This is a genomic window from Spirosoma aerolatum, assembly GCF_002056795.1.
Classification (GTDB): domain Bacteria; phylum Bacteroidota; class Bacteroidia; order Cytophagales; family Spirosomataceae; genus Spirosoma; species Spirosoma aerolatum.
The window spans coordinates 464,832-487,427 of record NZ_CP020104.1; the positions used below are offsets into that span (position 1 = coordinate 464,832).

Annotated in this window: 17 protein-coding genes; 11 read left to right on the plus strand and 6 right to left on the minus strand. The window is 46.4% G+C overall.

What is annotated here, in order from left to right; translation table 11 throughout:
• Positions 1-20 precede the first annotated feature (20 nt).
• Positions 21-848, plus strand: coding sequence for a LysM peptidoglycan-binding domain-containing protein (locus B5M13_RS02020; protein ID WP_080054062.1), 828 nt, complete (start codon positions 21-23; stop codon positions 846-848).
• Positions 849-866: 18 nt separating this feature from the next.
• Here B5M13_RS02020 and B5M13_RS02025 read toward each other — a convergent pair whose 3' ends face one another.
• The gene (locus B5M13_RS02025; protein ID WP_317046971.1) at positions 867-1,721 is read right to left on the minus strand and encodes a DUF481 domain-containing protein; all 855 of its coding nucleotides are present in this window, start codon (positions 1,719-1,721) and stop codon (positions 867-869) included.
• A 102-nt stretch (positions 1,722-1,823) separates the two neighbouring features.
• On the opposite strand from B5M13_RS02025, the gene B5M13_RS02030 reads away from it, so the two are divergent.
• The 3 genes from B5M13_RS02030 (at position 1,824) to B5M13_RS02040 (ending at position 5,233) form a co-directional block, all read left to right on the plus strand.
• Complete coding sequence (locus B5M13_RS02030) at positions 1,824-2,789, plus strand: Gfo/Idh/MocA family protein (RefSeq protein ID WP_080054064.1); 966 nt, start codon at positions 1,824-1,826, stop codon at positions 2,787-2,789.
• Between the two features lie 107 nt (positions 2,790-2,896).
• Positions 2,897-4,078, plus strand: coding sequence for an AIR synthase related protein (locus B5M13_RS02035; RefSeq protein ID WP_080054065.1), 1,182 nt, complete (start codon positions 2,897-2,899; stop codon positions 4,076-4,078).
• Between the two features lie 57 nt (positions 4,079-4,135).
• Positions 4,136-5,233 carry a T9SS type A sorting domain-containing protein gene (locus B5M13_RS02040; RefSeq protein ID WP_245859686.1) on the plus strand — a complete coding sequence of 366 codons (1,098 nt, stop codon included), beginning with the start codon at positions 4,136-4,138 and terminating at the stop codon, positions 5,231-5,233.
• 46 nt (positions 5,234-5,279) lie between these two features.
• Here the strand turns inward: B5M13_RS02040 and B5M13_RS02045 are convergent, their stop codons facing one another.
• Together B5M13_RS02045 and B5M13_RS02050 are read right to left on the minus strand one after the other, a co-directional pair.
• Positions 5,280-8,348 carry an efflux RND transporter permease subunit gene (locus tag B5M13_RS02045; RefSeq protein WP_080054066.1) on the minus strand — a complete coding sequence of 1,023 codons (3,069 nt, stop codon included), beginning with the start codon at positions 8,346-8,348 and terminating at the stop codon, positions 5,280-5,282.
• 96 nt (positions 8,349-8,444) lie between these two features.
• Positions 8,445-9,509: an efflux RND transporter periplasmic adaptor subunit gene (locus B5M13_RS02050; protein ID WP_080054067.1), complete on the minus strand. Its 1,065-nt coding sequence runs from the start codon at positions 9,507-9,509 to the stop codon at positions 8,445-8,447.
• A gap of 67 nt (positions 9,510-9,576) precedes the next feature.
• Between B5M13_RS02050 and B5M13_RS02055 the strand changes: the two genes are divergently transcribed.
• Both B5M13_RS02055 and B5M13_RS02060 read left to right on the plus strand, forming a co-directional pair.
• The gene (locus B5M13_RS02055) at positions 9,577-9,831 is read left to right on the plus strand and encodes a DUF433 domain-containing protein (protein ID WP_080059759.1); all 255 of its coding nucleotides are present in this window, start codon (positions 9,577-9,579) and stop codon (positions 9,829-9,831) included.
• 85 nt (positions 9,832-9,916) lie between these two features.
• Complete coding sequence (locus B5M13_RS02060; RefSeq protein WP_080054068.1) at positions 9,917-10,114, plus strand: hypothetical protein; 198 nt, start codon at positions 9,917-9,919, stop codon at positions 10,112-10,114.
• Between the two features lie 94 nt (positions 10,115-10,208).
• On the opposite strand, the gene B5M13_RS02065 is transcribed toward B5M13_RS02060, so the two are convergent.
• A complete protein-coding gene (locus B5M13_RS02065) occupies positions 10,209-11,588 on the minus strand; it encodes a TolC family protein (protein ID WP_170061077.1) in 1,380 nt (459 codons plus the stop codon).
• 49 nt (positions 11,589-11,637) lie between these two features.
• Positions 11,638-12,255, minus strand: a complete 618-nt coding sequence (locus B5M13_RS02070; protein ID WP_080054070.1) for a TetR/AcrR family transcriptional regulator — start codon at positions 12,253-12,255, stop codon at positions 11,638-11,640.
• A gap of 205 nt (positions 12,256-12,460) precedes the next feature.
• Here B5M13_RS02070 and B5M13_RS02075 point away from each other — a divergent pair, with 205 nt between their 5' ends.
• From B5M13_RS02075 to B5M13_RS33225, 5 genes are all read left to right on the plus strand, one after another.
• A complete protein-coding gene (locus tag B5M13_RS02075; RefSeq protein ID WP_080054071.1) occupies positions 12,461-14,416 on the plus strand; it encodes a response regulator in 1,956 nt (651 codons plus the stop codon).
• A 127-nt stretch (positions 14,417-14,543) separates the two neighbouring features.
• The gene (locus tag B5M13_RS02080) at positions 14,544-16,619 is read left to right on the plus strand and encodes a 7TM diverse intracellular signaling domain-containing protein (RefSeq protein ID WP_080059760.1); all 2,076 of its coding nucleotides are present in this window, start codon (positions 14,544-14,546) and stop codon (positions 16,617-16,619) included.
• A gap of 598 nt (positions 16,620-17,217) precedes the next feature.
• Positions 17,218-17,910, plus strand: coding sequence for a hypothetical protein (locus tag B5M13_RS02085; protein ID WP_080054072.1), 693 nt, complete (start codon positions 17,218-17,220; stop codon positions 17,908-17,910).
• Positions 17,911-17,974: 64 nt separating this feature from the next.
• Positions 17,975-19,252: a DUF418 domain-containing protein gene (locus B5M13_RS02090; RefSeq protein ID WP_080054073.1), complete on the plus strand. Its 1,278-nt coding sequence runs from the start codon at positions 17,975-17,977 to the stop codon at positions 19,250-19,252.
• A 58-nt stretch (positions 19,253-19,310) separates the two neighbouring features.
• Positions 19,311-19,478 carry a hypothetical protein gene (locus B5M13_RS33225; RefSeq protein WP_155297162.1) on the plus strand — a complete coding sequence of 56 codons (168 nt, stop codon included), beginning with the start codon at positions 19,311-19,313 and terminating at the stop codon, positions 19,476-19,478.
• Between the two features lie 770 nt (positions 19,479-20,248).
• Here B5M13_RS33225 and B5M13_RS02100 read toward each other — a convergent pair.
• A complete protein-coding gene (locus tag B5M13_RS02100; RefSeq protein WP_080054075.1) occupies positions 20,249-22,405 on the minus strand; it encodes a sensor histidine kinase in 2,157 nt (718 codons plus the stop codon).
• Positions 22,406-22,596 lie beyond the last annotated feature (191 nt).

Consider the following 22,596-nt stretch of genomic DNA (forward strand, 5'->3'; position numbering starts at 1 on the left):
TACCTGTAATTAAGTAAACCATGGCAACGGAAAGCCAACAATCCAATCCACGTCCAGCCGCAAACTCGAATTTGCCAGCCATCACGCTTGTCGTGCTGGTAGGGCTGATTGCTGCTTTGCTATACATCGGTTACGACTATATTACAGACGACACAAACGGTTCGGATGAACTGACAAACGTAGCCCTTGATACCACGTCGCAGCAACCACTGGCGCAGAACGACCCCGACATGCTGATGTCGCCTGAAGAGATAGATACATCGTCGCAGCCGGCACCAGTCGACTTATCTCAGGCGGCACCCCCTGACGATGCTCCTGAAGCGAATGCCAATGCGGAGGAGGTCGCGGAAGATAACCGGGAAACAACGGATGGCAAACCAGCTCCTGGAGAGAAGCCTGAAGCCGTAAAGCCTGCTGAAAAGCCAAAGGAAGAAAAACCGAAAGTTGAAAAGCCTGCTGATAAACCGAAGGAAGAAAAGCCGAAAGAGGATAAACCTAAAACCGAAGAGGTTATCGAAAAACCAAAGATTAAGCCAGGCGGGGTGACAAGTACGTATACAGTCGGTTCAGGTGAAACGTTTTATGGGGTCGCCAATCGGTATAATATGAAAATCAGCACGCTTAAAGAAATGAATCCGGGCGTGTCGGAAAGTGATGTCAAAGCCGGAATTACAAAACTGAATGTGAAAGTGATGGCCGTTCATACCGTTGGGCCGGGCGATGTGCTACGTGTTGTCGCTGAAAAGTATGGGGTTAGCAAAGAGGCTATCATGCGAGCTAATAAACGCACAAAAGATATAGCAACCCGTGGCGAAAAACTGATTATTCCATTCCCCGATAAACAGTAGAAACAGTAATAGGTACTATTACTGTTTCTCATATACCAATCCCATCGTAAAGCGAAAATCGTTGTTCTGTCGACCCGGTACAACCAGGCTTTCATAGGCGTTGGCAACCGTCGAACGCAGACTAACCACTTTTGTGAATTGAAATTGAACACTCACGCTGGCATTCCACCGGACGTTATATTGACCTAAAGCGGGCTGATAGTAGGCTGTATGGGTGACTTTAAAACGGTCGTTATCAAACGAGTACTCACCAAACAGCCGGGTTGAATTTCGGAAGATGTTTATATCTGCCAGTTCGATAAAATCCGTATACTCCTGCATAAGCACATCTGTGATCGAAATATACGCCCGCTTTCGATTCAGAAGTTTATAGCCCATCCCGGCGGCCACTGTCCAACGGTGATTGATCTGCCGCAAATTACTTCGTTCGTAGGACCCAAAGGCTAGATAATATAGCCGCTTTTCATGCCGAAACGTTGTACGAAAATCACCAAACCATTCCCGTTCTGCCAGGATGCCGCTTTGCTGACCATATACAAATGAGGGGTTGCTCGACAGCTTGAAGTAATCACTAAGCTGATAATCGAAGGAGCCGGTCAGTTGAAGTAAGGTTCTATTGACGTTACCAGTGGTAATGGTACCATCGGTTGTAAGTCGATACCGGAAGATCGGGTCGGACGGCTTCACTACAGTATCCTGATGTACGGTGACCGAGTTGATTTTTGTTGAGTCTGTGTTGGCGTTCGTTTTGGTAGAATCAGCAGTAGGCGTTGAAGGTCGTAGTGGGTCAGGCTGTTCAACGATCTGAGCGTTTATGGGCGAACAGACGAAAAGAAAACCGGTCAAAAAGAGCCATAACGTAGCGTATTTCACAGAAAGAGGTATTGGTGAGGTCGCAACTTAGAAAAAAAGAGCTTATTTGGCAGGTGTCAAACGACTCAATTTTATCCTATAGCCCAATTAACTGAACGTACCATGACCCGATGGGGAATTTTAGGGCCGGGCCGTATTGCCCACAAATTTGCACAGGACTTACTTACAGTGCCTGATGCCCAACTCTATGCCGTTGCCTCCTCCGACCAGCAACGGGCAGCTGAATTTGCTGAAACGTATTCAATTCCACACGCTTTAGGCTCGTATGAAGCGCTTCTAACGCTGCCGGATCTAGACGTAGTATATGTAGCCACGCCCCATGTCAAACATCATGAAAATGTAATGATGCTGCTAAACGGTGGTATAGCTGTATTGGGCGAAAAACCTTTTGCGATGAATGGCGAACAGGTTCAGGAAATGGTTGAAGCGGCCCGCTCGAAAGGCGTATTTCTGATGGAAGCGCTCTGGAGTCGATTTATGCCCGGTATTGTGTTTGCTCTGGATCTGGTTAAATCGGGTGCTGTGGGTAAAGTGGTTTCAGTAAAAGCCGATTTTGGTTTTAAAGCACCGTTTTTACCCGAAAAACGCTTGTTCAATAAGACTCTGGGTGGCGGCTCTCTGCTCGATATTGGGATTTACCCCTTGTTTTTATCGTACCTGATTTTAGGGAAACCAACTACCGTTAAGGCGTCGGCAACGTTCAGTTCTACAGATGTTGATGAACAATGTGGTATGGTATTGACCTATGCCGACGGACAGGTGGCGTTATTAGATTGCTGCCTGTTGGCGGCTACGGATTGTCTGGGTATCATTCAGGGCGAAACCGGACAGATTCGGATTCACAGTCGGTTTCATGAAACCAAGGGCATTACCCTGAATCGCGAAGATGGCACGTCCGAAACATTCGCTTTCGACCGGGATACCCACGGGTACGATTACGAAGCTAAACACGTAATGAACTGCCTGGCAGAAGGCAAAACAGAAAGTCCGCTCTGGTCGCTCAACGATAGCCTGAACCTGATGCAATTACTGGATACAGTTCGGGCAGAAGCGGGGATTGTTTATTGAAGAAGCCTGTAAAATGGATAATGAATACTGAACGATGAGGAGCGACTGGTAGAACGTAGTTACCTTTGTCCTGTATTCATCGTTCATTATCCATTATTCATTGTCGAATGGACCGCTATGCACAGCGCGGGGTATCCGCTAGTAAAGAAGACGTTCATAACGCCATTGCCCACCTTGATAAGGGCCTTTTCCCCAAAGCATTTTGCAAAATCGTACCCGATACGCTTGCGGGCGATCCAGCATTTTGTACCATCATGCATGCTGATGGAGCGGGCACTAAATCGTCACTAGCCTACTTATACTGGCGTGAAACGGGCGACCTGAGTGTCTGGAAAGGCATTGCTCAGGATGCAGTGGTGATGAATACCGACGACCTGATTTGTGTGGGTGCCACTGGGCCCATGCTGCTTTCGTCGACCATTGGGCGTAATAAAAACCTGATACCGGGTGAAGTCATCGCCGAGATCATCAACGGTACCGAAGAGGTGCTTCAGATGCTACGTGAGCATGGCATCGAGATTTACAGCACAGGTGGTGAAACGGCCGATGTGGGTGATCTTGTTCGTACTGTCATTGTGGATAGTACGGTTATTGCCCGGATGCGACGTGACCAGGTTATTAGCAACGACCGTATTCAGCCGGGCGATGTCATTGTTGGGCTGGCTTCGTTTGGGCAGGCAACCTACGAAACGAATTATAATGGGGGAATGGGCAGTAATGGCCTGACCTCCGCCCGACATGATGTGTTAGCGCATTACCTGGCCGACAAATATGCTGAGAGTTTCGACCCGGCTGTTGACCGCAACCTGGTTTATAGTGGTTCAAAAAAGCTGACGGATACTCTCGACATCGCTACTACGGATTCGCAAGTGATACACCCCACCGTTGGGCAACTAATTCTTTCACCTACCCGTACCTATGCGCCCGTAGCCAAAGTCCTGCTGGATGAGCTTCGACAGCAGATTCACGGTATGGTTCACTGTTCGGGAGGAGCACAGACAAAGGTGCTTCACTTTGTCGATAACCTGCATATCATCAAAGACAATCTGTTCCCTATTCCTCCTTTGTTTCAATTGATCCAAAGCGAAAGCGGAACAGCTTGGCAGGAAATGTATAAGGTGTTCAACATGGGGCATCGGCTGGAGGTTTATTTGCCGGAAGAATACGCCCAGCGTGTCATCGAGATTTCTCAATCGTTCGGGATTGCTGCGCAGCTAATCGGGCATGTAGAATCCTACGAAGGGAAGCGTGTGACCATTAAGAGCGAAGTCGGTGAATTTGTGTACTAAGTGACTTATTCCTGTTTTCCGGTCCAATAGGCAAATTCGCTAAATGGTCCGTATGGTATGGGAAAATTGTATGGGATTGCTGTTTTGGCCGGACTGCTTATTGGCCGGATGGCATTGGCCCAAACGGCTCCGTTTACAGGTACATGGAGTTTTGAAGGGAACGATAATGGAAGTTCTTCAAATCCGTTAGTTTCTGTTTCGTCGGTTAGTTATGCAGGGGTCAATAAACTCTTTAATTCGTATCAATCAGGCTATTCTGGCCAAGGCATAAGTTTACAGCACTGGTCAGCCACAGCTTGCAATCATAATGAATACGCTCAATTTACAGTACAACCACAGGGAACGGCACAAATAACCCTCACTACGCTATCGTTTGTATTTTCTCGCTCCGATGAAGGCCCCCAGCAGATTACAGTCAGATCTAGTGCAGACGGATTTGGTAATGATATTTATACCAACAGTGTTGGTGCAAACTATCAGGCTGCTTCTATTTCACTTAACGGAGGAGGGTTTACCAGCCAATCATCGGGAATAACATTTCGCATATATGGCTGTAACCCTACGTCTAGTAACGGCACGTTGCGAATCGATGAAATTAAAATTAACGGTTCCTCATTGCCTGTTACATTACTTTCCTTTACGGCTAAACCTGACGGTGACCGCGTTCAACTGGCCTGGATAACAACCTCAGAGTATAATGCCAATAGATTTGTGATTGAGCGGAGTAGCGATTTAGGCGAATTTGTGCAGGTTAGCGAAGTGGCGGCCAAAGGAACTACGGACGAGCGCCAGAACTACAGCCTGATCGATAGCGACCCACTCCCCGGAATTAACTACTACCGGTTGAAGCAAGTTGATGTCGACGGGACGATTCATGTCTATAAGCCTATATCAGCCATTATTCAACTGAGTGAACCCGTTATTTCGGTGTTTCCAAATCCTGCTAATCCAGACCGTATTCACCTGCGCTTGTGGAACGCCGAAGGAGCTACCATGCACCTAGTAACACGCACAGGACAAGCCGTTTCGGGTCGATTGGAGCGCCAGTCTGGTGAAGCCGATTTCATTGTCGAGCAGCCATTAACAGCAGGATTATACTGGCTCGACATACAGACGAATAATCACCGAAAAGTGATTCAGGTGATGGTACGCTAGTTATAAGCAACTCCCCGAAAGTTTTGAGCTTTCGGGGAGTTGAACGTTATACTAACTCAGGTTCTGCTTCAATCGCTTTGACCTCAACCCGTGGCGGTAGCAACTTATACAGGACAGGTGTTACCACACGTGAAAGTAAGGTGCTGGAAATGAGCCCGCCGATAAGTACCCAGGCTAGTGGCGAATACAGCGGATTTCCTTCAATAGCCAGTGGTATCAGGCCACCAATGGCAGTTAGTGAGGTTAAGACAATCGGCACAAAACGAATTTCGCCCGCTTCCTGAATCGCATCGATGAGCGACATGCCTTCTTCGCGCAGGTGGTTGGTGAAATCGACCAGCAGAATCGAGTTTTTAACCTCGATCCCGATTAAGGCGATCAAGCCGATAACTGCTACAAACGAGAACGGATTGCCGGTAAAGTACAGCGCCAGCACCGCGCCAATCACCCCTAACGGAATCACCGACAAGACAATCAGTGTACTCTTGAAAGTGCCAAACTCCAATACCAGTACGGCAATAAATCCGAAGATGGTGATCAGGATAATAGTGCCTAACCCACCGAACGATTTCTCCCGGCTTTCGAGTTCGCCTGCCGCTTTGTAGGTGAAGCCACTGGGAAACTTCATCCTGTCCAGTTTTGCCAACACATCGTTGAAGACATTATCGACCAGATAGCCTGTTTTTACAAACCCTGTAATGGTTACGTAGCGGTCTTTGTCGTAGTGGCGAATCTGGTTCGTGCTGCTCTCAAATTCCAGATCCGCAATTTGGCGAAGGGGTACGGCCGAGCCCGTTAATGTATTGACATACAGATCGCTTAAAACGCGTTGATCGGCCACTTTGCCTTTGGGTAGCGTCACATTAATGGTATAATCGTCGCCGTTGGGTTCCTTAAATGTGCCTACATTCAGACCAGCAATGGCTAGTCGAATGGTACGGTTTACATCAGCAATCGAAATCCCTAATAAACCGGCTTTTTCTTTGTTAATACGTACGCGTAAATCCGTCTTCTGATTAGAAAGAGGGTTATTGACGTAAATCAGACCGGGAGTTTGTTTGAAAGCCGTTTCTACGCGTGATGCCATTACTTTTAGCGTATCGAGGTTTTCTCCAAATACACGAACAGCAACGGGCGCTTCCTGGTCGGGGCCTTGCTCGAAATCCTTTACTTCAATCTTGGCATTGGGGTAATACTTAAACCGCTCACGTAACTTGTCGATCAGGACACGCTTTTCGGCTGGCTCAAGATCGACCAACTGCACATAAAACTGAGCGTAGTTGGGCGATTCGTTCCGCTGGATAACGTTATAATAAATCCGGGGCTGACCACGGCCTACATTCGTTGTGATGTATTTGACCTCCGGTTCGCGCTTCAACTCTCCTTCTACGTAGCGAGCGACCCGGTCGGTTTCTGACAAACTGGTGCCATCAGGGGTTTCAATATTGATCAGAAACTGGGGCTTTTCCGAAGCGGGAAACAGGGCAAATCCAACCAGTTTGAACATGTATAAGGCCCCGGTAAATAACACACCCGCAACGAGCAACGTAACAACTGGATGGCGCAAGCCCCAGTGCAATAGACGACTATACGACCCGCTGATGAGTTTTTTCAGCGCCCGCATAAAGATGTTGCCTTCGGGGTTATGCTCTTCTTTCAAAATCCGGCTCGATAGAAAGGGAACGATAGTCAGCGAAACAAACAGCGAAGCCAGTATGGTTGTGACAACGGCCATCGGCAGCGAACGAATGAAATCGCCGGAGGCTTCGGGCAGGAAAAGAAGTGGTAGGAATGCCAGAATCAGCGTTGTTGTACAGCCAATTACGGCCAGAGTAATCTGACTGGTGGCTTTAATAGCTGCTTCGCGTTTGGAATAGCCCTCGCGTAGATAACGTTCAATATTTTCGACGACGACGATTGAATCATCGACCAGGATACCCAAAGCCACAATAAGCCCAACAATGCTTAACTGGTTGATACTAAAGCCTAATAGGTCGAGGCCAGCCAGCCCGATGGCCAATGACAGTGGAATCGAAATCATGACCACTATAGCCGCCCGGAACCCCAGCGGGAGTAGGGTAAGTGATACCAGCAGAATAGCCAGTCCGAAATCTTGTACGAAATGATCGAGCCGTTTGTTGACACTGACCGTCTGGTCGAAGTTTTTAACAAGCGTGATATGAGGAGGAAGCGTCTTCGCAAATCGGTCGATAACTGGGTTTAATAGTTGACCTACTTTCGCAATATTTTCCCCCGTTTTTTGTCCGGCCGTTACCAATACCGCCCGATGGCCATTAAGTCGGGTAAGGTAGGTTTCGTCTTCATAGTTGAAATCAACATCGGCTACATCGCGCAGGTAAATGATTTTCTGCCCATTGGTCGATACAATCGTATTTCTGATTTCGTCCAGTGATTGGTAATCACCTGAAGTTTTGACGTTGAACTTTCGCGTTCCGGCCTGAATATTTCCACCCGGAATATTTAAGTTCTCGGCCTGCAAGGCACCCAGTACGCGGTTGACAGCTATCCCGTTTTGAGCCATCTTCTCGATATTGAGCGATACCCGGACAACGGATGCCGGATAACCCCAGTCTTCAGCGTTTTTGAGGCTTTTGATTTTTTCAAATTCCTTTTTCAGCTTGTCGGCATAGTCGCCCAGTTCTTTTGTGGAAGCCACTTCCGATAAAAGTGCGACTTGTACAATATTGACATCGGTGGGCGAAAATTTCTTGATGTCGATTCGGTAGATGTCGGAAGGAAGTTCGCTCTTAAGTGCATTTACTTCCCGAATTATTTCCTGGTATTTTTCGTCAGGATCAACGCCGTAATCATATTCAATCCGAAATACGGCCAGGCCATCATCTACATTGGTAATGACGTGCCCCATATCTTCTAGCGAATTAAAACGGGCTTCGCCTGGGTCCACAACCAGTTTCTCCATATCGAGGGCGTCGGTACCCGGATAAATAACCGCTACAATGTAGGTGGGGGCCGTAAATTCAGGGTCTTCGCCCCGAGGCATATTCAGTAGTGAGTTAATACCGAGTGCAGCTACGCCTAGAAACAGCACCAGCATAAACTGCCAGTTTTTGACGGAAAATTCGGAGAGATTCATATGCTTTTCTCTGTGAATCTCCATGCTATCTCTGGTCCACTCTGTGTTACAGTTATTACACTGAGCTACACGGAGGTACCAGAGATACACAGAGGATTATTTAATTACCACATTTGATTCTTCGGTCAGATAGGCCGAGCCAGCCGTGACCACATCCTTTACTCCGGCTAAGCCGTTGGTCAGTAGTACTTTATCGCCGTCCAGGAAGCCAATCTGCACCGGAGTTTTTCGAACGTGTAAGGGCCCGGTGCCCCGGTTGTCATCGGCCAGCACGTAAACGAAGCCATCCTTACCATTGCCTTCAACAATGGCTTCGACGGGCACAAGCGAATAGCTGCGGCTTTGGGCGGGTACAAGCGTTACTTTGCCAAATAGACCCGGGGCCAGTTTTGCACCGCCAGCATTGATGCTGATTTTAACCTCATACAATTTGTTAACTGGATCGGCAGCCTGGGCCAGTTCAGTCACGGCACCTGTAAACGTTCGGTCGGGATAGGCGTCGAGTTTGATGCTGGCTTTGTTCCCAATCCGAAGCCGTGCCCAATCTTTATCGGATACGCCTACGCGCACAACCCAATCGCTGGGCCGGTTCGATGAAATCAGATAAATGGGAGCGCCTGGGGCGGTTATCTCTCCTGCATTGGCGATTTTACGGGTAACAGTCCCATCGACCGTTGAGCGGATTTGGGCGTAATTCTGGTTGAACTGCGCAATGGTCAGGTTTTGCTTTGCTACACTCTGGCCGGTTGTGGCATTTTGAAGCTGTTCGAGCGTGGCGGCAGTGTCGGCATACAGGCTTTTCACCCGGCTCAGATCACGCTCTGCTTTTTCACTAGCCAGTTGGGCTTGATTGACCTGGGCATTAATTTCAGTCAGATCGAGGGTTGCCAGCAATTGACCTTTGCGGACAGTTTGTCCTTCATCCACGAACATACGATTGATAATACCGCCGATTTTGAACGATAGCCGGGCTTCCTGGTCCGAAGAGACCAATCCCGAAGCAATAACAGGTTCAGCGCGGACCACAGTACTTACGGGCGCGAGTTTGATAGGAACGACTGTTTCGTCGGTTTTTTCGGCTTGTTTGTTTTCGGCTTTCGTACCACACGCCCATATGGCCACGGCGAGTAGGATTGATAGGAGAATTTGGGAGAATTTCATATGCTTTCTTGTTTACCTGAACACTTTTGCTAAGTTGTATTTGTTTCCAGTTGTAATGCGCTCAGCTATGAACCAACTCATCACCATACACCCGGATATCCAGAGTGGAACACTTGTGTTTTTCAATACACGGGTTCCAATCAAGAACTTGTTCGATTATGTGAAGGGAGGACATACAATTGCTGAGTTTATTGATGATTTCCCTTCGGTGAGGTTTGATCAGGCTTTAGCAGTGCTGGACTTGGCCGAATCGACCGTAACACTTAACGCACCTGCCTGTGTTCAAACTTCTTCTCGACGAAAACCTGCCCCAAAAACTTAAGTACCGTTTTGGTGAAGGTTTTGATGTAAAAACCGTTCCTGAGTTAGGCTGACAATCGCTTCAGAATGGTGAACTACTCCGAGCAATGAGCCAGGAAGAACTTGAATTCCTGATTACAGCCGATAAAAACTTGAGCTATCAACAAAACTATCGCAAGTGGAACGTAAAACGGATTGTGCTAAATACGGTTGACAATCGGTACGAAAGCGTTCTTCCATTTGTCGATAAAATCAAGGAACTTTTCAAGCAGAACATAATTCAAGACTATAACTGGATTGACTAGTAATCAGACTTGGTCAACCCGAAGGTATGGCCGAAAGTAAAACAGGGTTTAATTCGTTCATAAGCGAAGCCATTATTAGGATTGAGTTGTTCAATTACTGTACGGCTACCGCCCGGTCGAGTGCAGCGCGTTTGACAAGGACGTCCATGCGGGCAAGCGAGTGTTGTAGCTGGGCCGTTTGGCGATCATTCTGGTAGCGTATGTACTCAATCAGCAGCGATTGGCCGTTGCGGTATTTACTGTCGATAACCCGGAACGTCTGATCGGCATTGAGCACACCACTTTGCGTAGCAGCCAGGCTTTCAGTAGCCGCATTCAGGTCATAATATGCTTGTAAGACCTGCAACTGGATTTGTCGCTGCACTTCGGCGAGTTTAGTTTGTAGCGCGTCGGTTTGAATTTTAGCCTGCTGAATCTTCGAACGTTTTTCGTAACCCTTAAACAAATCCCATTGCAGGCCAACCTGTGCCACTACATACGCCTGATTCTGAAACGTATAGCCAAATCCCTGGAAGCCCGTGTTGCCACCGATATATACATTCGGAATTTTGGCATTAGCCTCATTAAGCTTTACGGCCGTTCGAGCGGCATCCAGCGATCCAGTCAACTGAGTCAGTTCCTGCCGACCACGAAGGGCCGTTTGTTGTAAGTCGGTCAAATTTTCTTTTGACTCAGGTAAGATTCTCGTAAGCGACGAATCGACATCGATGCCCGCGTTGAGCTCCCGGTTCAGCAGGAAGTTGAAATATGCTTTGGCCGTTTCACGATTTTTCTGGGCCACCGCTAATTGCTGATCGACTTTACTGATTTCGTAGCGAGCTGAAGTCAACACTTCTTTTGTGGCTACATTATTGGCAATCAGTTTTTCATTCAGGCGGGCCAGTTCATTCAGAACTTTATTCGAGTTTTCGTAAATCCGAATAGCATCGAGCGTTTGAAGGTATTGATAGTAAGCGGTAGCGATATTGTAGCGCAGTTCATTCTCAACCACCCGCTTACGAGCCTCCTGAGCCGAAAGCAATTGTTTTTGGATGAGGTAATTGTACTGAATATCCGTGTTGAAAATCGCGTAGCTGATCGTAAGTTTCGTATCGTGGAAATTATTGGGAGCCAATAGCTGATTGACATTCTCAATATTGGTTGGGAACCGATCTGCACCAATAATCTGATTCAACGTTTTATACGCCGGATTAAGCAAATCACCTACCGGAAACTCCAGCCGTCGGCCACCTGCCGCCAGCGAATAAGTAGGATTGAACGCCACACGCGGATAAAAGAGAGAACGAGCCTGATGCAAAGACTCGGTGACTCGGCTAATCTCCAGCGATTCCTGACGAAGCCCCAGATTGTTAGCCACTCCTTCCCGAATGTAGTTTTCCAGAATCGGTGATACGCTCGGTGGAGCAGGTTGCGCTGACATAGATAGCGGAAGCAGCAGAGTCAGATAGCGAATGTGTTTAAGTATGAGTATCATAATCGCCTATCAATTAATGAACAGTGTTTAGTGTAATGTCAAAAAAATATCAAAGACCAGTTTTAAGCGTTTCGATGAACAGAAGGAAAGATTCTTCCATAAGGGGTACGACCCGATCGTCGCCAAACATACTTAACCGTCGACGTAGAAACAGGGCCACTATGCCATGTACCATACTCCAGATCATCAGACTTGCCTGCTCAGCATCCTTATGTTTAAGTAACCCCATATCGATACACGCCTGCACTACATTTTGCAGCAGTAAGAAAGCATGATGGCCATCTTCCCATACATCGTTGCGACAGTCTAGGGTGTCGATAGGAGCCGTCATAATGAACATCAAATCATACAATTCTGGATTGGCGACCGCGAATTTCAGGTACAGGCGCCCCATCTCAACCAGTTTATCGAACGGGTTTTCAATCTCGGTAATCGGGGTAAATTCCTGAATAAGCTTTGTAAAAGCGGCCTGATGTAAAGCAAAGAACAGTTCGTTCTTGTCTTTATAATACAGGTAAATTGTGGCAGGGCTGTATTCTATTTCATCGGCAATGTTGCGGATGCTTACTTTTTCATAGCCATTAGCCAGAAATAATTTCTGGGCAGCCTCCAGAATCAGCTTTCGCATTTCTTCCCGTTCCCGCTCTTTGCGCTCTACAATTCCCATTAGTTTGTTTCATTAACATTGCAAACTTACTGAACACTGTTTATTAAACAAGCGATGATCAGAAATTTTTTTGATTTTGTTGATCAAACGGTCGATTCTGAACTAACGACTTAAGATGCTTACGATCAATTGTTTCCTATTGCTTTGCTTGTAAAGCCGATTATTTTTGCCGAGTTAATACTATGTGACTTAAGTTTACATATTGATGAAAACGAAGATTCTGCTGGTCGATGACGAAGATGATCTGGAAGATTTATTCAAGCAGCTTTTCCGACGACAGATTCAAACCAGGCAGTATGAATTTCTGTATGTTCGCGACGGATTGGAAGCCCTAACCGTTATTGAGCAACATCCCGATATCGATGTGGTCCTGAGTGATATTCATATGCCAGGTATGGATGGGCTGACGCTACTGGCTAAACTAGCCGAAAGTCATCCTATTATTCGAACCGTAATGGTCACAGCGTTTGGGGATATGGATAATATTCGCACGGCAATGAACCGGGGTGCTTTTGACTTTATTACCAAACCTGTCAATTTTAAAGACCTGGAGGCTACGCTGGAAAAAACGATCCGCTACGTTAATCAACTGCGGGAAACTGCCGAATTGAAGGCTCTGGACGAAATGAAGTCCCGTTTTTTTGCCAACATCACCCATGAACTTCGCGCTCCCCTCACACTCATTGTGTCGCCGGTTGATAAGCTGCTGGAATCCTCCGACCTGCCTGCTTCTTATCAAAAACAGTTGTCGACCGTTCGGCGAAATGCCCTACAATTGCTGAGACTCATTAACCAGTTGCTGGATATCAATAAGCTGGAAGCCCACCAAATGGACCTTGTCAATGAGGTAGGCGACTTGCCCGGTTTTGTCGGTCAACTTGTGGAGTTGTTTCGGCCATCGGCCGAGTTGAAACAATTGGCGCTGATCTATCAGACCGATGTGCCGCCCGGCAATTACCTGTTCGATACGGGTAAATGGGAAAAAATCATCTTCAATTTGTTGTCGAATGCCATTAAGTTTACCGAAACGGGTGGAATCACTATTAGCCTCAATCAGACACCCAAAGGTGCCCAGCTAGCCATCCGTGATACCGGTGTAGGGATTCCGGGCGATAAACTGCCTCATATTTTTAATCGATTCTACCAGGCCGACAGCTCCAGAATCCGACCCTATGAGGGAACTGGTATCGGGTTGGCTCTGGTCTATGAACTGATCCTGCGCTTAGGTGGTACAATCAGCGTTCGAAGCCATGTTGAGGGAACTGACCAGCCATCGGGTACCCATTTTCTGGTAGAAATACCTGTTCAACGAATCAGTGATTATCAGGAGGCTCATCAACTTCAGATACCCCTACCAACCCTTGATCTGCTCCCAGCCGTAGCCCCCGATTTGAATAGCGACCGTCGAGAGAATTTGCCCCTTATTCTAGTCGTTGAGGATAATACTGAACTGCGCGAGTTTATCGTGGCCGAACTAGCGACTACGTATCGGGTTCGCTCCGCAGCCAATGGCTATGAGGGTTGGCTGCTGGCAAAGGAAGAATTACCCGATGTAATTATTGCTGATCTGATGATGCCTCGAATGGATGGTTACGCGCTTCTTGAACAGGTACGAAATGATTCGGCAACCAATCATATTGCTGTCATCCTCTTAACGGCCAGTGTCGCCCCCGATAGTCGGCGGAAAGGTTTTGAATATGGCGCTGATGAGTACATAACTAAGCCATTTAACGTGGGCGAACTGCGCTTACGGCTGCGCAATTTTCTGAGCCGACAACAGAAGTTGCGCGACCAATATCGTCAGCAGTTTGCTCAAACCAGTACATCAGCTCCCTTGGCAACCGTGCAGGATCATTTTCTTCGTCGGTTATATCAATTGATTGAGGAGCGCCTGGACGATTCTTCGCTGAATGTTGAATGGTTAGCTGAGCAGCTGGCAGTAAGCCGTAAGACGCTTTATCTGAAAGTACAGAACCTGCTGCAACTCTCGCCGAATGAACTCATTCGTCAGTATCGGCTCCGCAAATCGATTGATTTACTCAAAGCGGGTCACAATGCCTCCGAAACGGCTTATCTGGTGGGTTTTGAATCGCCTTCGTATTTCACCAAGGTTTTTAAAGAGTTTTACCAGCAAACACCCACCGACTACATGAGGAATTGATTAAGTAAGTTACCATGGTTTGTATAGTTTATATTTATTTGAGGTAATAGATCGAAAATAGATAAACAGCACTGGCCGGTAGGTATTAATGCTTATACGTATATTTGCTTTTACCAACCTACCGTACATGAAATCGTTACTGTTTACTCTTTTTCTCTTTTTAGTTGTTAAAATTGTTCAGGCTCAATCCGTGACCCTGAGCAACCCGGATCAGACCTACCTCATTTTTGAGAACTGTGCTGCCCTCCCGGTTGAGCCGGGACAAAAAATCACTATTGATTCCTTATTGCACCATCCAGAGAAGTACTCGTTTGCGCCCCTCAAGCAAACGTCCATTCTACCAAATGCCAACCGATTCTATTGGCTCAAGGTCGATCTGACTAATCCTACACCCGATAACTACTTCCTGCGTTTCCTCCAACTTGGCGACATGGTGTATAGGGGGTTTGAAGTAAACAAAAACCAATTAATTAACACGTGGCAGGTTGATTTAAATGGAGTGGCTACTACCAATCGATTTCAGCACAGTCGGGGTATTATCCCACTACAACTTCGAGAGGGGCAAACTCACACCTTATTCATTTATGTTCACCAGGACGGCATACCAACGTTACATGTTAGTGCTATGTCGTCGCAAATGCTGGCTGAGGATACACATTACCAAGATCTATTTTATGGACTTGGGTACGGCTTTATCCTTATCATTACTATCTATAGTTTGCTACTAGGTATCCGTTTAAAAGATCGGGATAATGTGCTTTACGCCATTGTCATTATTATATCGGGAATAAGCACAGCTCAGACTTATGGAGCCTTCTCCGAATTTCCGGGCAACTGGCCAATTGTGCTCAAGCATAATTACGGTGTTCTTTTAGGAGTTGGCAATTGCGTTAGTATTTTATTTACAATTTCCTTTTTACAGCTTCGGCAGCGAGCTAACGGGTTATATTGGGTAGGGAATGGCTTTTTAGGAATTTATGCCATTGGTAGCTTGGGTATACTGGGATTGTATCTGACAGGTGAACCAGATGGAAAGCTACAGTATTATTTTGCTTTGCTAATAACATTTACAGGGCTTTTGTTTCGTCTGATAGCAGGCATTGTCGTTTCAATGAAACGGTACGTGCCGGCCTTATTTTTCACCTTTGGCCAATTCTCTTCGCTCACTTGTGTTACCATTTTTGCATTAAGTCAAGGTGGTGTGCTACCGTTTAATTTCTGGGCACGAAATAGTCTGGTTATCGGGTATATTGCCGAAATTATATGCTATCTGTTAGGGCTTACCTATAAGATCAATCAGCTTAAAAAGAAACAGGAGGAAGCTATCCTTGAGCAACTGCGGCTAACTCAGGAGAACCAAACCCTCATCGAAACGCAAAACCGGGTGCTGGAAGAAAAAGTCGAACAGCGCACGGCCGAACTCAAAGCCTCCCAGGCTCAACTCATTCAGAAAGAGAAACTCGCTAGCTTGGGCGAGCTAACCGCTGGCATCGCCCATGAGATTCAAAACCCGCTCAATTTCGTTAACAACTTCTCGGAGGTCTCTGCCGAGCTAATCCAAGAGCAGAAGGAAGCTTTAGCGAAAGGCGATCTGGACGAAGTTGGCTTCCTTGCCGATGACCTCACTCAGAATCTGCAAAAAATCGCTCACCACGGCCGTCGTGCAGAAACCATCGTAAAAGGGATGCTGGAACACTCGCGGGCCAGTAGTGGCGAACGGCATCTGGCGGATCTTAATAAGCTGGCCGATGAGTACCTGCGCCTAGCGTATCAGGGCCAGCGAGCGAAAGATAATTCATTCACTTGTCAGCTAGTAACCTCATTTGACCCGACGATTCCTGCTGTTCATCTGGTTGGTCAGGATATGGGTCGGGTATTGCTGAATCTGTATAACAACGCATTTTACGCTGTTCGGCAACGGGAAAGGCAGCAGGGTAATGGTTTCCAGCCGGTGCTGGAGGTGAGCAGCTACAAGCAAAATGGCTATGTAAGCCTGCGAATCAAGGATAATGGGATCGGTATTCAGGAATCGGTCAAAGGCAAACTGTTTCAACCTTTTTTCACGACCAAGCCACCGGGAGAAGGTACAGGATTAGGGCTGAGTCTGAGTTATGATATTGTCACGAAAGGTCATGCTGGGTCCTTACTTGTCGATAGTCAGGAAGGCAATGGAGCCACCTTTATTGTGCAACTACCTAGTTAACCATTCGCTAGTCGTAGCCAATCGATCTCACTAATCGATAGGGCACTTCAGCCTTTATATTACCCAGAATTAGCAGTATTTGACCCAAATGTGACAGCGTAACTGAGCTGCTGAGAAGACTTTTGTTCTATCCGTATCGGACGAATCTATTGCTTTTTTCACGAGAACACATATAACCTGCTCTCCGTTTCGTGATGCAGACGAACCAATCCAGATTGCTTTATTGGACTTTACGTATATTGGCTATAGTTAGCTTTTATTCACTTGCTTACTGGGTAAGTCATTATCTACTGAAGGGTTAATAAACACGTCCCTATATGCTAAATAGGCCCCCTATTTCATGGCACGTTCTCCATTCATGAGGATTACCTGGAACCAGTTTGCTGATCAAAGCACAGTTCATTTCAGCTAGCTATCCTGAAAAGATCTAGTATCCGTTTTGACATTCAATTTCTTACCTGTGCAAAGAGCTATACCGGCTTGTGGACTATTCATTTCTCAAAATTGCCAGCATCTGACCCAAAATTGACAGCTTAACTAAGACGTCGAGAAGACCTTTGTTCTGTTCAAAACACAAAACCAGACCTCTAAACAAATCATGAAAAAGCTAGCCATAGCCCTGCTCCTGATCTCCTCCGTTTGTATGACCACGACAATCAATGCTCAGAACCTATCAACCGCCGAAGACGTACTGAATGCGTATTATAAAGCGATCGGCGGGAAGAAAGCCCTACTGAACATCAAAGACCTTAGTTGGAAAGGTGCTTCAGGAGGCAACGGCGCTTCCTTTCCGGCTGTTGGTACGTACAAGGTTCCGTTCAAACAGGTTATCACATCGAGTACACCGCAGGGCCAGGTTGTATACAAATTTATTTGTGATGGCAAGGATGCCACGATGCTTATAGGCAGCAACAAAGTCCCTATGAGTCGCGCAGTAATGGATCGTTATATATTGACCTTGCAGATGATGCCCGAGTTGTGTTTAGCCGATCGGGGCGTAAAAACCACCTTTGCTGGTAAGGAATCGGTTGAAGGCAAGGAAGCCTACAAACTTACGCACACCATGCCCGACGGCAGCACCTGGCATACATATTATGATACCCAAACAGGCCTAAAAGTAAAGCTCTATGTACCAGGGCAATCGGTTGGGGAGATAAACCTCTACGCCGACTATCGGGACGTAAACGGCATCAAACTTCCGTTCGTGCTTTATCCGGGAACGGGCACGCTTAAAATAGAAAGCTACCAGTTAAACACTGGTATTAGTGATGATGAGTTTGTCATAAAGTGAACTCATTCCTTTATGCCCTTACAATCAACTAATTACTGATTGCCTAATCCTAAATCCTCTATTGATGAAAACTATATATGCAATTGATCGACCTGTATTATCTAACCGTATTTACATTCTGGACACCTTACGGGGATTTGCGCTCTTGGGCATTGCGGTTGTGCATTTTGGCGGACATTTTTTAGCAACAGTCCCTCCTCCTTCGCTCCACCCTTACAATCCGGTTTCGCCTTCCGACTTTTCTGCGTTAGACATACTGGTCGATCAGATGCAGTCGATTTTTTTCTGGGGAATACCATTCCCTATATTCTCGCTCTTATTTGGTATCAGCTTCTTTATCCAGATGGATCAGACGGCTAAAATAGGGCAGCCTTTTGTTTGGCGAATGGTCTGGCGTTTGGTCGTACTTTTCGGAATTGGGTATGTTCATAGTCTCTTTTATACAGGCGATGTACTAATGATGTATGCTGTGCTTGGGTTGCTTCTGATTCCATTAAGACGGGCTAGAAATTGGGTTTTGTTAGGGATCGGCTTGTTTTTTACTTTTAATATGCCCTGGTTTCTTCTTCGAGTTGGATCCGTATTATCTCCACCCAATGCAGCTCAGGTAGCTGCTAGTAAAGCCTTTCTGGTCAATTTTATGAAGCTGGCCGAAGTAGAATATTATACCAAACAAAATGGTTCCTTGGCCGACATTATGAGTTTAACGGCAAGTATTGGCGTGAAAAATGTGTTTTTTGGGCAGTTTGTAACAGGTAGGATGTTTATATCCTTTGGATTGTTTGTGCTGGGACTATGGGTTGGTCGGCAACGTTTGTTTACAGATACCCCCAATCATCGCGCTATTTTCCGTTCACTATTACTTATATCCAGTATAATTGCTATCCTTTCAACGGCTATATGGGCCTATCTGACCAATGCTCTTTCAGGCTGGGCACCTTTACCTGGCTGGCAGGAAGTATTTGCTCAAACAGCTTACACAACTCAATGGGTGTCATTAACAGCCGTATACATAGCTGGGGTTACCCTTCTGATTTGGCATAAACAGGCCCGGTTCCTACAACCCCTGATTCTGACAGGAAGAATGGGACTGACTCTATATATCGGTCTATCTATTGTTGGCGCACTGATTTATATGGGTTACGGACTTGGTCAATTAGGCAAGTTAGGCATGGCCGCTTCAGTAGGCTTAGGTATAATTACTTTTGGGGTTTTCACAGTGTTTGCCAATCGATGGTTTGTCTACTATCAGTATGGGCCGATAGAATGGCTCTGGCGTACATTGACCCATTGGAAAATCCAACCCTGGCGAAGAAAAACAACCGATCTGATTGCTGCTTAGCCTTCCCTAATACATCGGCAATTCGTTAAGATTAAGTCCCGGCTTATAGACTCTACCAATGAAAACCAATCAAATACAAAACAGCGAACGCGTCTATGGACGCGATGCCTCACGTGTTGTCATGATGCTTCCTGGCATTGTCATTCATAGTTCGCCAGCCTACATGGCACTAAAACTGAGTTATGGCCACTCTCTGATCCAGCCAAGAGCTTATTCTTTAACCTGATTGCCTAGCTTTCAGATGCCTGTGTTTTTTGTGGCATCTGGCTTTTTTGCCGCTTTGCTTTTGCACCGAAAAGGGCCTAATGTGATCTACTTAATCGGTTCAAACGGATTGTACTGCCGTTGCTGGCTTGTAGGCTGATCGTAAATCAGCTAGAGGCCTTTGTCTTTGCCTACTTAGGAGCCAAACTTATTCAGGCGCCTTCGCCACAGCAAATTGGCTGGGAAGCTTCAGTAACCGGCCAGTTTCTTTCACATGGGGCAATTGTGTTTTTTGTATTTTCTGGCTCTGTATGCGTTTTCTGGCGTTTTTCAACCGGTACTCACCTCAGTTAAATTATTTGGTGGATGCGTCTTACTGGGTATATATCGTTCACCTACCTATAATCACATTCGTAGTCGGGCTGCTTTTTGATGCTCCGCTGTCCGTCTTTTTAAAGTTTTTCATTACCTTTTTTGCTACTTGTCTCCTTTCGCTGGTCAGTTATCACTACCTGGTACGAGGCACCTTTGTTGGCCTATTCCTGAATGGGAAAGTGCATAAGAAAAAAGTATTTACTCCAGAAGAAGTCGCGCTTTAACCAGATTAGTTAAGAAGCTGTTTACACGTTTTAAGCTGAAGGCTAAACCTTTTTCTGTTATAACGACCGGAGGGAGGAATCTCAAACTTTCCTGATTGGCAGGTTTGGAATACCTTCTTCTGGCCGGAATGACAGAAAATAGGTATATAAAGCCCAGTTTCAATCGATAAAAGGGGCTTATCAGACGTAGTATCTAGGCAACAGGAAGCGATATAGTAAACGCTGTATATTGCTCCGGTTCCGTCTCTACATTAAGTAACCCATTATGGCCTTTCGAAATAATATCGTAACTAAGCGATAGGCCAAGACCCGTTCCTTCGCCAGTAGGTTTAGTAGTAAAGAAAGGCTGAAAGATTTTATTTCGAACCCCGTCAGGAATGCCAATACCATTATCTTTTATCCGAATAACCAGCTGTTCATGATCCTGAGCTGTTTGTACAGAAACGGTGGGTACGAAGCCAGCGGTAGATTTACTTTTTTCCTGAACCGCATAAAAAGCATTATTGAACAAGTTGACCAGCACGCGCCCAATGTCCTCTGGAACCAGTTTAATGGTTGGTAGATTGGGGGCGAAATCAGTAACCAATTGAACATTAAAGGCCTTGTCCTTCGCCCGGATACCATGATAGGCTAGTCGGAGATATTCATCGACAAGACTATTTAGGTCGGTAGACTGTTTCTGTCCTGAGCTGGCCCGGCTGTGTTGAAGCATTCCACGAACAATGCTGGCGGCTCGTTTGCCATGATCGCTGATTTTCTGAACATTTTGACTCAGATCGCTTAGTAAATCGGTTTCCAACTCTTCATCACGCTGATCGATAGGCTTTTCTCGTTCTTCGTTCAATTCCTCCACTAATTCGACCGATACCTCTGCAAAGTTGTTTACGAAGTTGAGCGGATTCTGAATTTCATGGGCAATGCCTGCCGTGAGTTCACCCAGCGAAGCCAGCTTTTCCCGCTGAATGAGTTGGTCCTGGGTGGTCTTTAGTTCGTCCAGCGACTTGTGGAGTTCAGCCGTTCGTTTCTGGACCTGCTCTTCGAGTAGTTCGTTCTGACGAGCCAGAATCTGTTGTTTCTCTTGCTCCTGCGCCAGTGTCCGGGCCGATAATTGCTCTACTTCGCGCAGGTTGTCGCCCAAGGCTTTGTAAGTTCGGGTATAATCGCGCACCAGCGAAAGCGATAGCCCAACCGGAATACTGAACATAGCTACCGCGCTGAGCGCAATATCGATTGCTAGCATGTATTCCATATTAAAATGAATGGCGCTTTCTAAAATGCCTGCACTTACGGAGAACACGATAACCAGCAGGAAGCAATACAAAGCAGTTTTAAGCGAGTTCCAGGGCAATCGGGCGTCGGCATCCTTGCTTTTTCGGCCTTTCCAACTAACCCGTATGTAGTCGATAAGAACCAGTATGAATGGAATGCCGACTAGTTCATTCTGAGGAGTACCTACGAAAAGACGGTACATCTGGGTAGCCACTACTACAAAAACCACTGTGTAATAGATCCAGGTGCGCCGTAAATGCAGATACTGATAAACAGCTGTGAGCAGCAAGACAAAGCCTGCGTGAAGGCTTAAATCGCTGATCATATCGGTAATAGAAATATACGTAAGCGTACCGATGTAATTATCCAGCTCAGGCGTAGCAAAAATCAATGCGAAAAAAAGCATTGTCAAGGCCAGAGTTCGGTTTATAGACTGGCTCCGATTGGCGCGATAGAATAAAAAGTGGAGGAGTGCCAAAATGGCAAAAACGCCAGTAAAGCACCCATTGAGTATTGATGTCCAGTGGGCTTCGCTAACTACGGTGTTGCCAGCCTGATCGGCAGGTAAAATATCAATTCTGATTAGGTCAACGTCGGTTGATGGCTGAATAACCGGATCCTGCCGAATCTGGTAACGCACCGCCAGTACATGCCGGTTAGTATCGGCCAACTGAAACGGAATGAACTGAACCAATCGCTGTGTCCCTCCGGAGTCGAAACGAGGTGGTTTGAGTACAGCCAACAACCGCCCATCGAGGTATAGTTCGGAGGCACCGAACTGTTGAACGACTAGCTGAAGCGGATGGTTAAGACGCTTCGGACGGGCAGCGATAACCTGGCGAAACCATGCTTTATGGCCCGGCCCTATATCTTTAGTAAGTTTAGTGGCATTGATGTCGATTAAAACTTTCCACTGACGGTCGTTGTACGCAGAATCGGCCCAGTGAAGATTATCGCCAGACTTAAAACGCCATTTAGATCGCTTTACGTCATCGTCACCACGCGTAATACGGATGCCTTGTCCGAAGGCGATATTCGTCATCAGGCACGCATAAATCAACCAAAGTAATCGTCGGTTCATTGGAGTAGGAACGCCTATTCGTTTGTTTTGCTAAAGGTGGGCTATTGGGCCTGTCAATTGGTTAATAAGGCATGCAATAGAATAAAGAAAAGTAAGCCTAAATCGGGAGTAAACTAATCTTTAGGGCCAATTTGTTATCTAAGTACAAAAAGCATACTCCATTGAAAACAGGTAATCGAATCGGTCTCTCA

What these genes read in the sequence shown, in the direction of transcription:
- B5M13_RS02020 (WP_080054062.1), top strand. Translation starts at nt 21, where the DNA reads ATGGCAACGGAAAGCCAACAATCCAATCCACGTCCAGCCGCAAACTCG.
- B5M13_RS02030 (WP_080054064.1), top strand. Translation starts at nt 1,824, where the DNA reads ATGACCCGATGGGGAATTTTAGGGCCGGGCCGTATTGCCCACAAATTT.
- B5M13_RS02035 (WP_080054065.1), top strand. Translation starts at nt 2,897, where the DNA reads ATGGACCGCTATGCACAGCGCGGGGTATCCGCTAGTAAAGAAGACGTT.
- B5M13_RS02040 (WP_245859686.1), top strand. Translation starts at nt 4,136, where the DNA reads ATGGGAAAATTGTATGGGATTGCTGTTTTGGCCGGACTGCTTATTGGC.
- B5M13_RS02045 (WP_080054066.1), bottom strand. Translation starts at nt 8,348, where the DNA reads ATGAATCTCTCCGAATTTTCCGTCAAAAACTGGCAGTTTATGCTGGTG.
- B5M13_RS02050 (WP_080054067.1), bottom strand. Translation starts at nt 9,509, where the DNA reads ATGAAATTCTCCCAAATTCTCCTATCAATCCTACTCGCCGTGGCCATA.
- B5M13_RS02055 (WP_080059759.1), top strand. Translation starts at nt 9,577, where the DNA reads ATGAACCAACTCATCACCATACACCCGGATATCCAGAGTGGAACACTT.
- B5M13_RS02060 (WP_080054068.1), top strand. Translation starts at nt 9,917, where the DNA reads ATGAGCCAGGAAGAACTTGAATTCCTGATTACAGCCGATAAAAACTTG.
- B5M13_RS02065 (WP_170061077.1), bottom strand. Translation starts at nt 11,588, where the DNA reads ATGATACTCATACTTAAACACATTCGCTATCTGACTCTGCTGCTTCCG.
- B5M13_RS02070 (WP_080054070.1), bottom strand. Translation starts at nt 12,255, where the DNA reads ATGGGAATTGTAGAGCGCAAAGAGCGGGAACGGGAAGAAATGCGAAAG.
- B5M13_RS02075 (WP_080054071.1), top strand. Translation starts at nt 12,461, where the DNA reads ATGAAAACGAAGATTCTGCTGGTCGATGACGAAGATGATCTGGAAGAT.
- B5M13_RS02080 (WP_080059760.1), top strand. Translation starts at nt 14,544, where the DNA reads ATGAAATCGTTACTGTTTACTCTTTTTCTCTTTTTAGTTGTTAAAATT.
- B5M13_RS02085 (WP_080054072.1), top strand. Translation starts at nt 17,218, where the DNA reads ATGAAAAAGCTAGCCATAGCCCTGCTCCTGATCTCCTCCGTTTGTATG.
- B5M13_RS02090 (WP_080054073.1), top strand. Translation starts at nt 17,975, where the DNA reads ATGAAAACTATATATGCAATTGATCGACCTGTATTATCTAACCGTATT.
- B5M13_RS33225 (WP_155297162.1), top strand. Translation starts at nt 19,311, where the DNA reads ATGAAAACCAATCAAATACAAAACAGCGAACGCGTCTATGGACGCGAT.
- B5M13_RS02100 (WP_080054075.1), bottom strand. Translation starts at nt 22,405, where the DNA reads ATGAACCGACGATTACTTTGGTTGATTTATGCGTGCCTGATGACGAAT.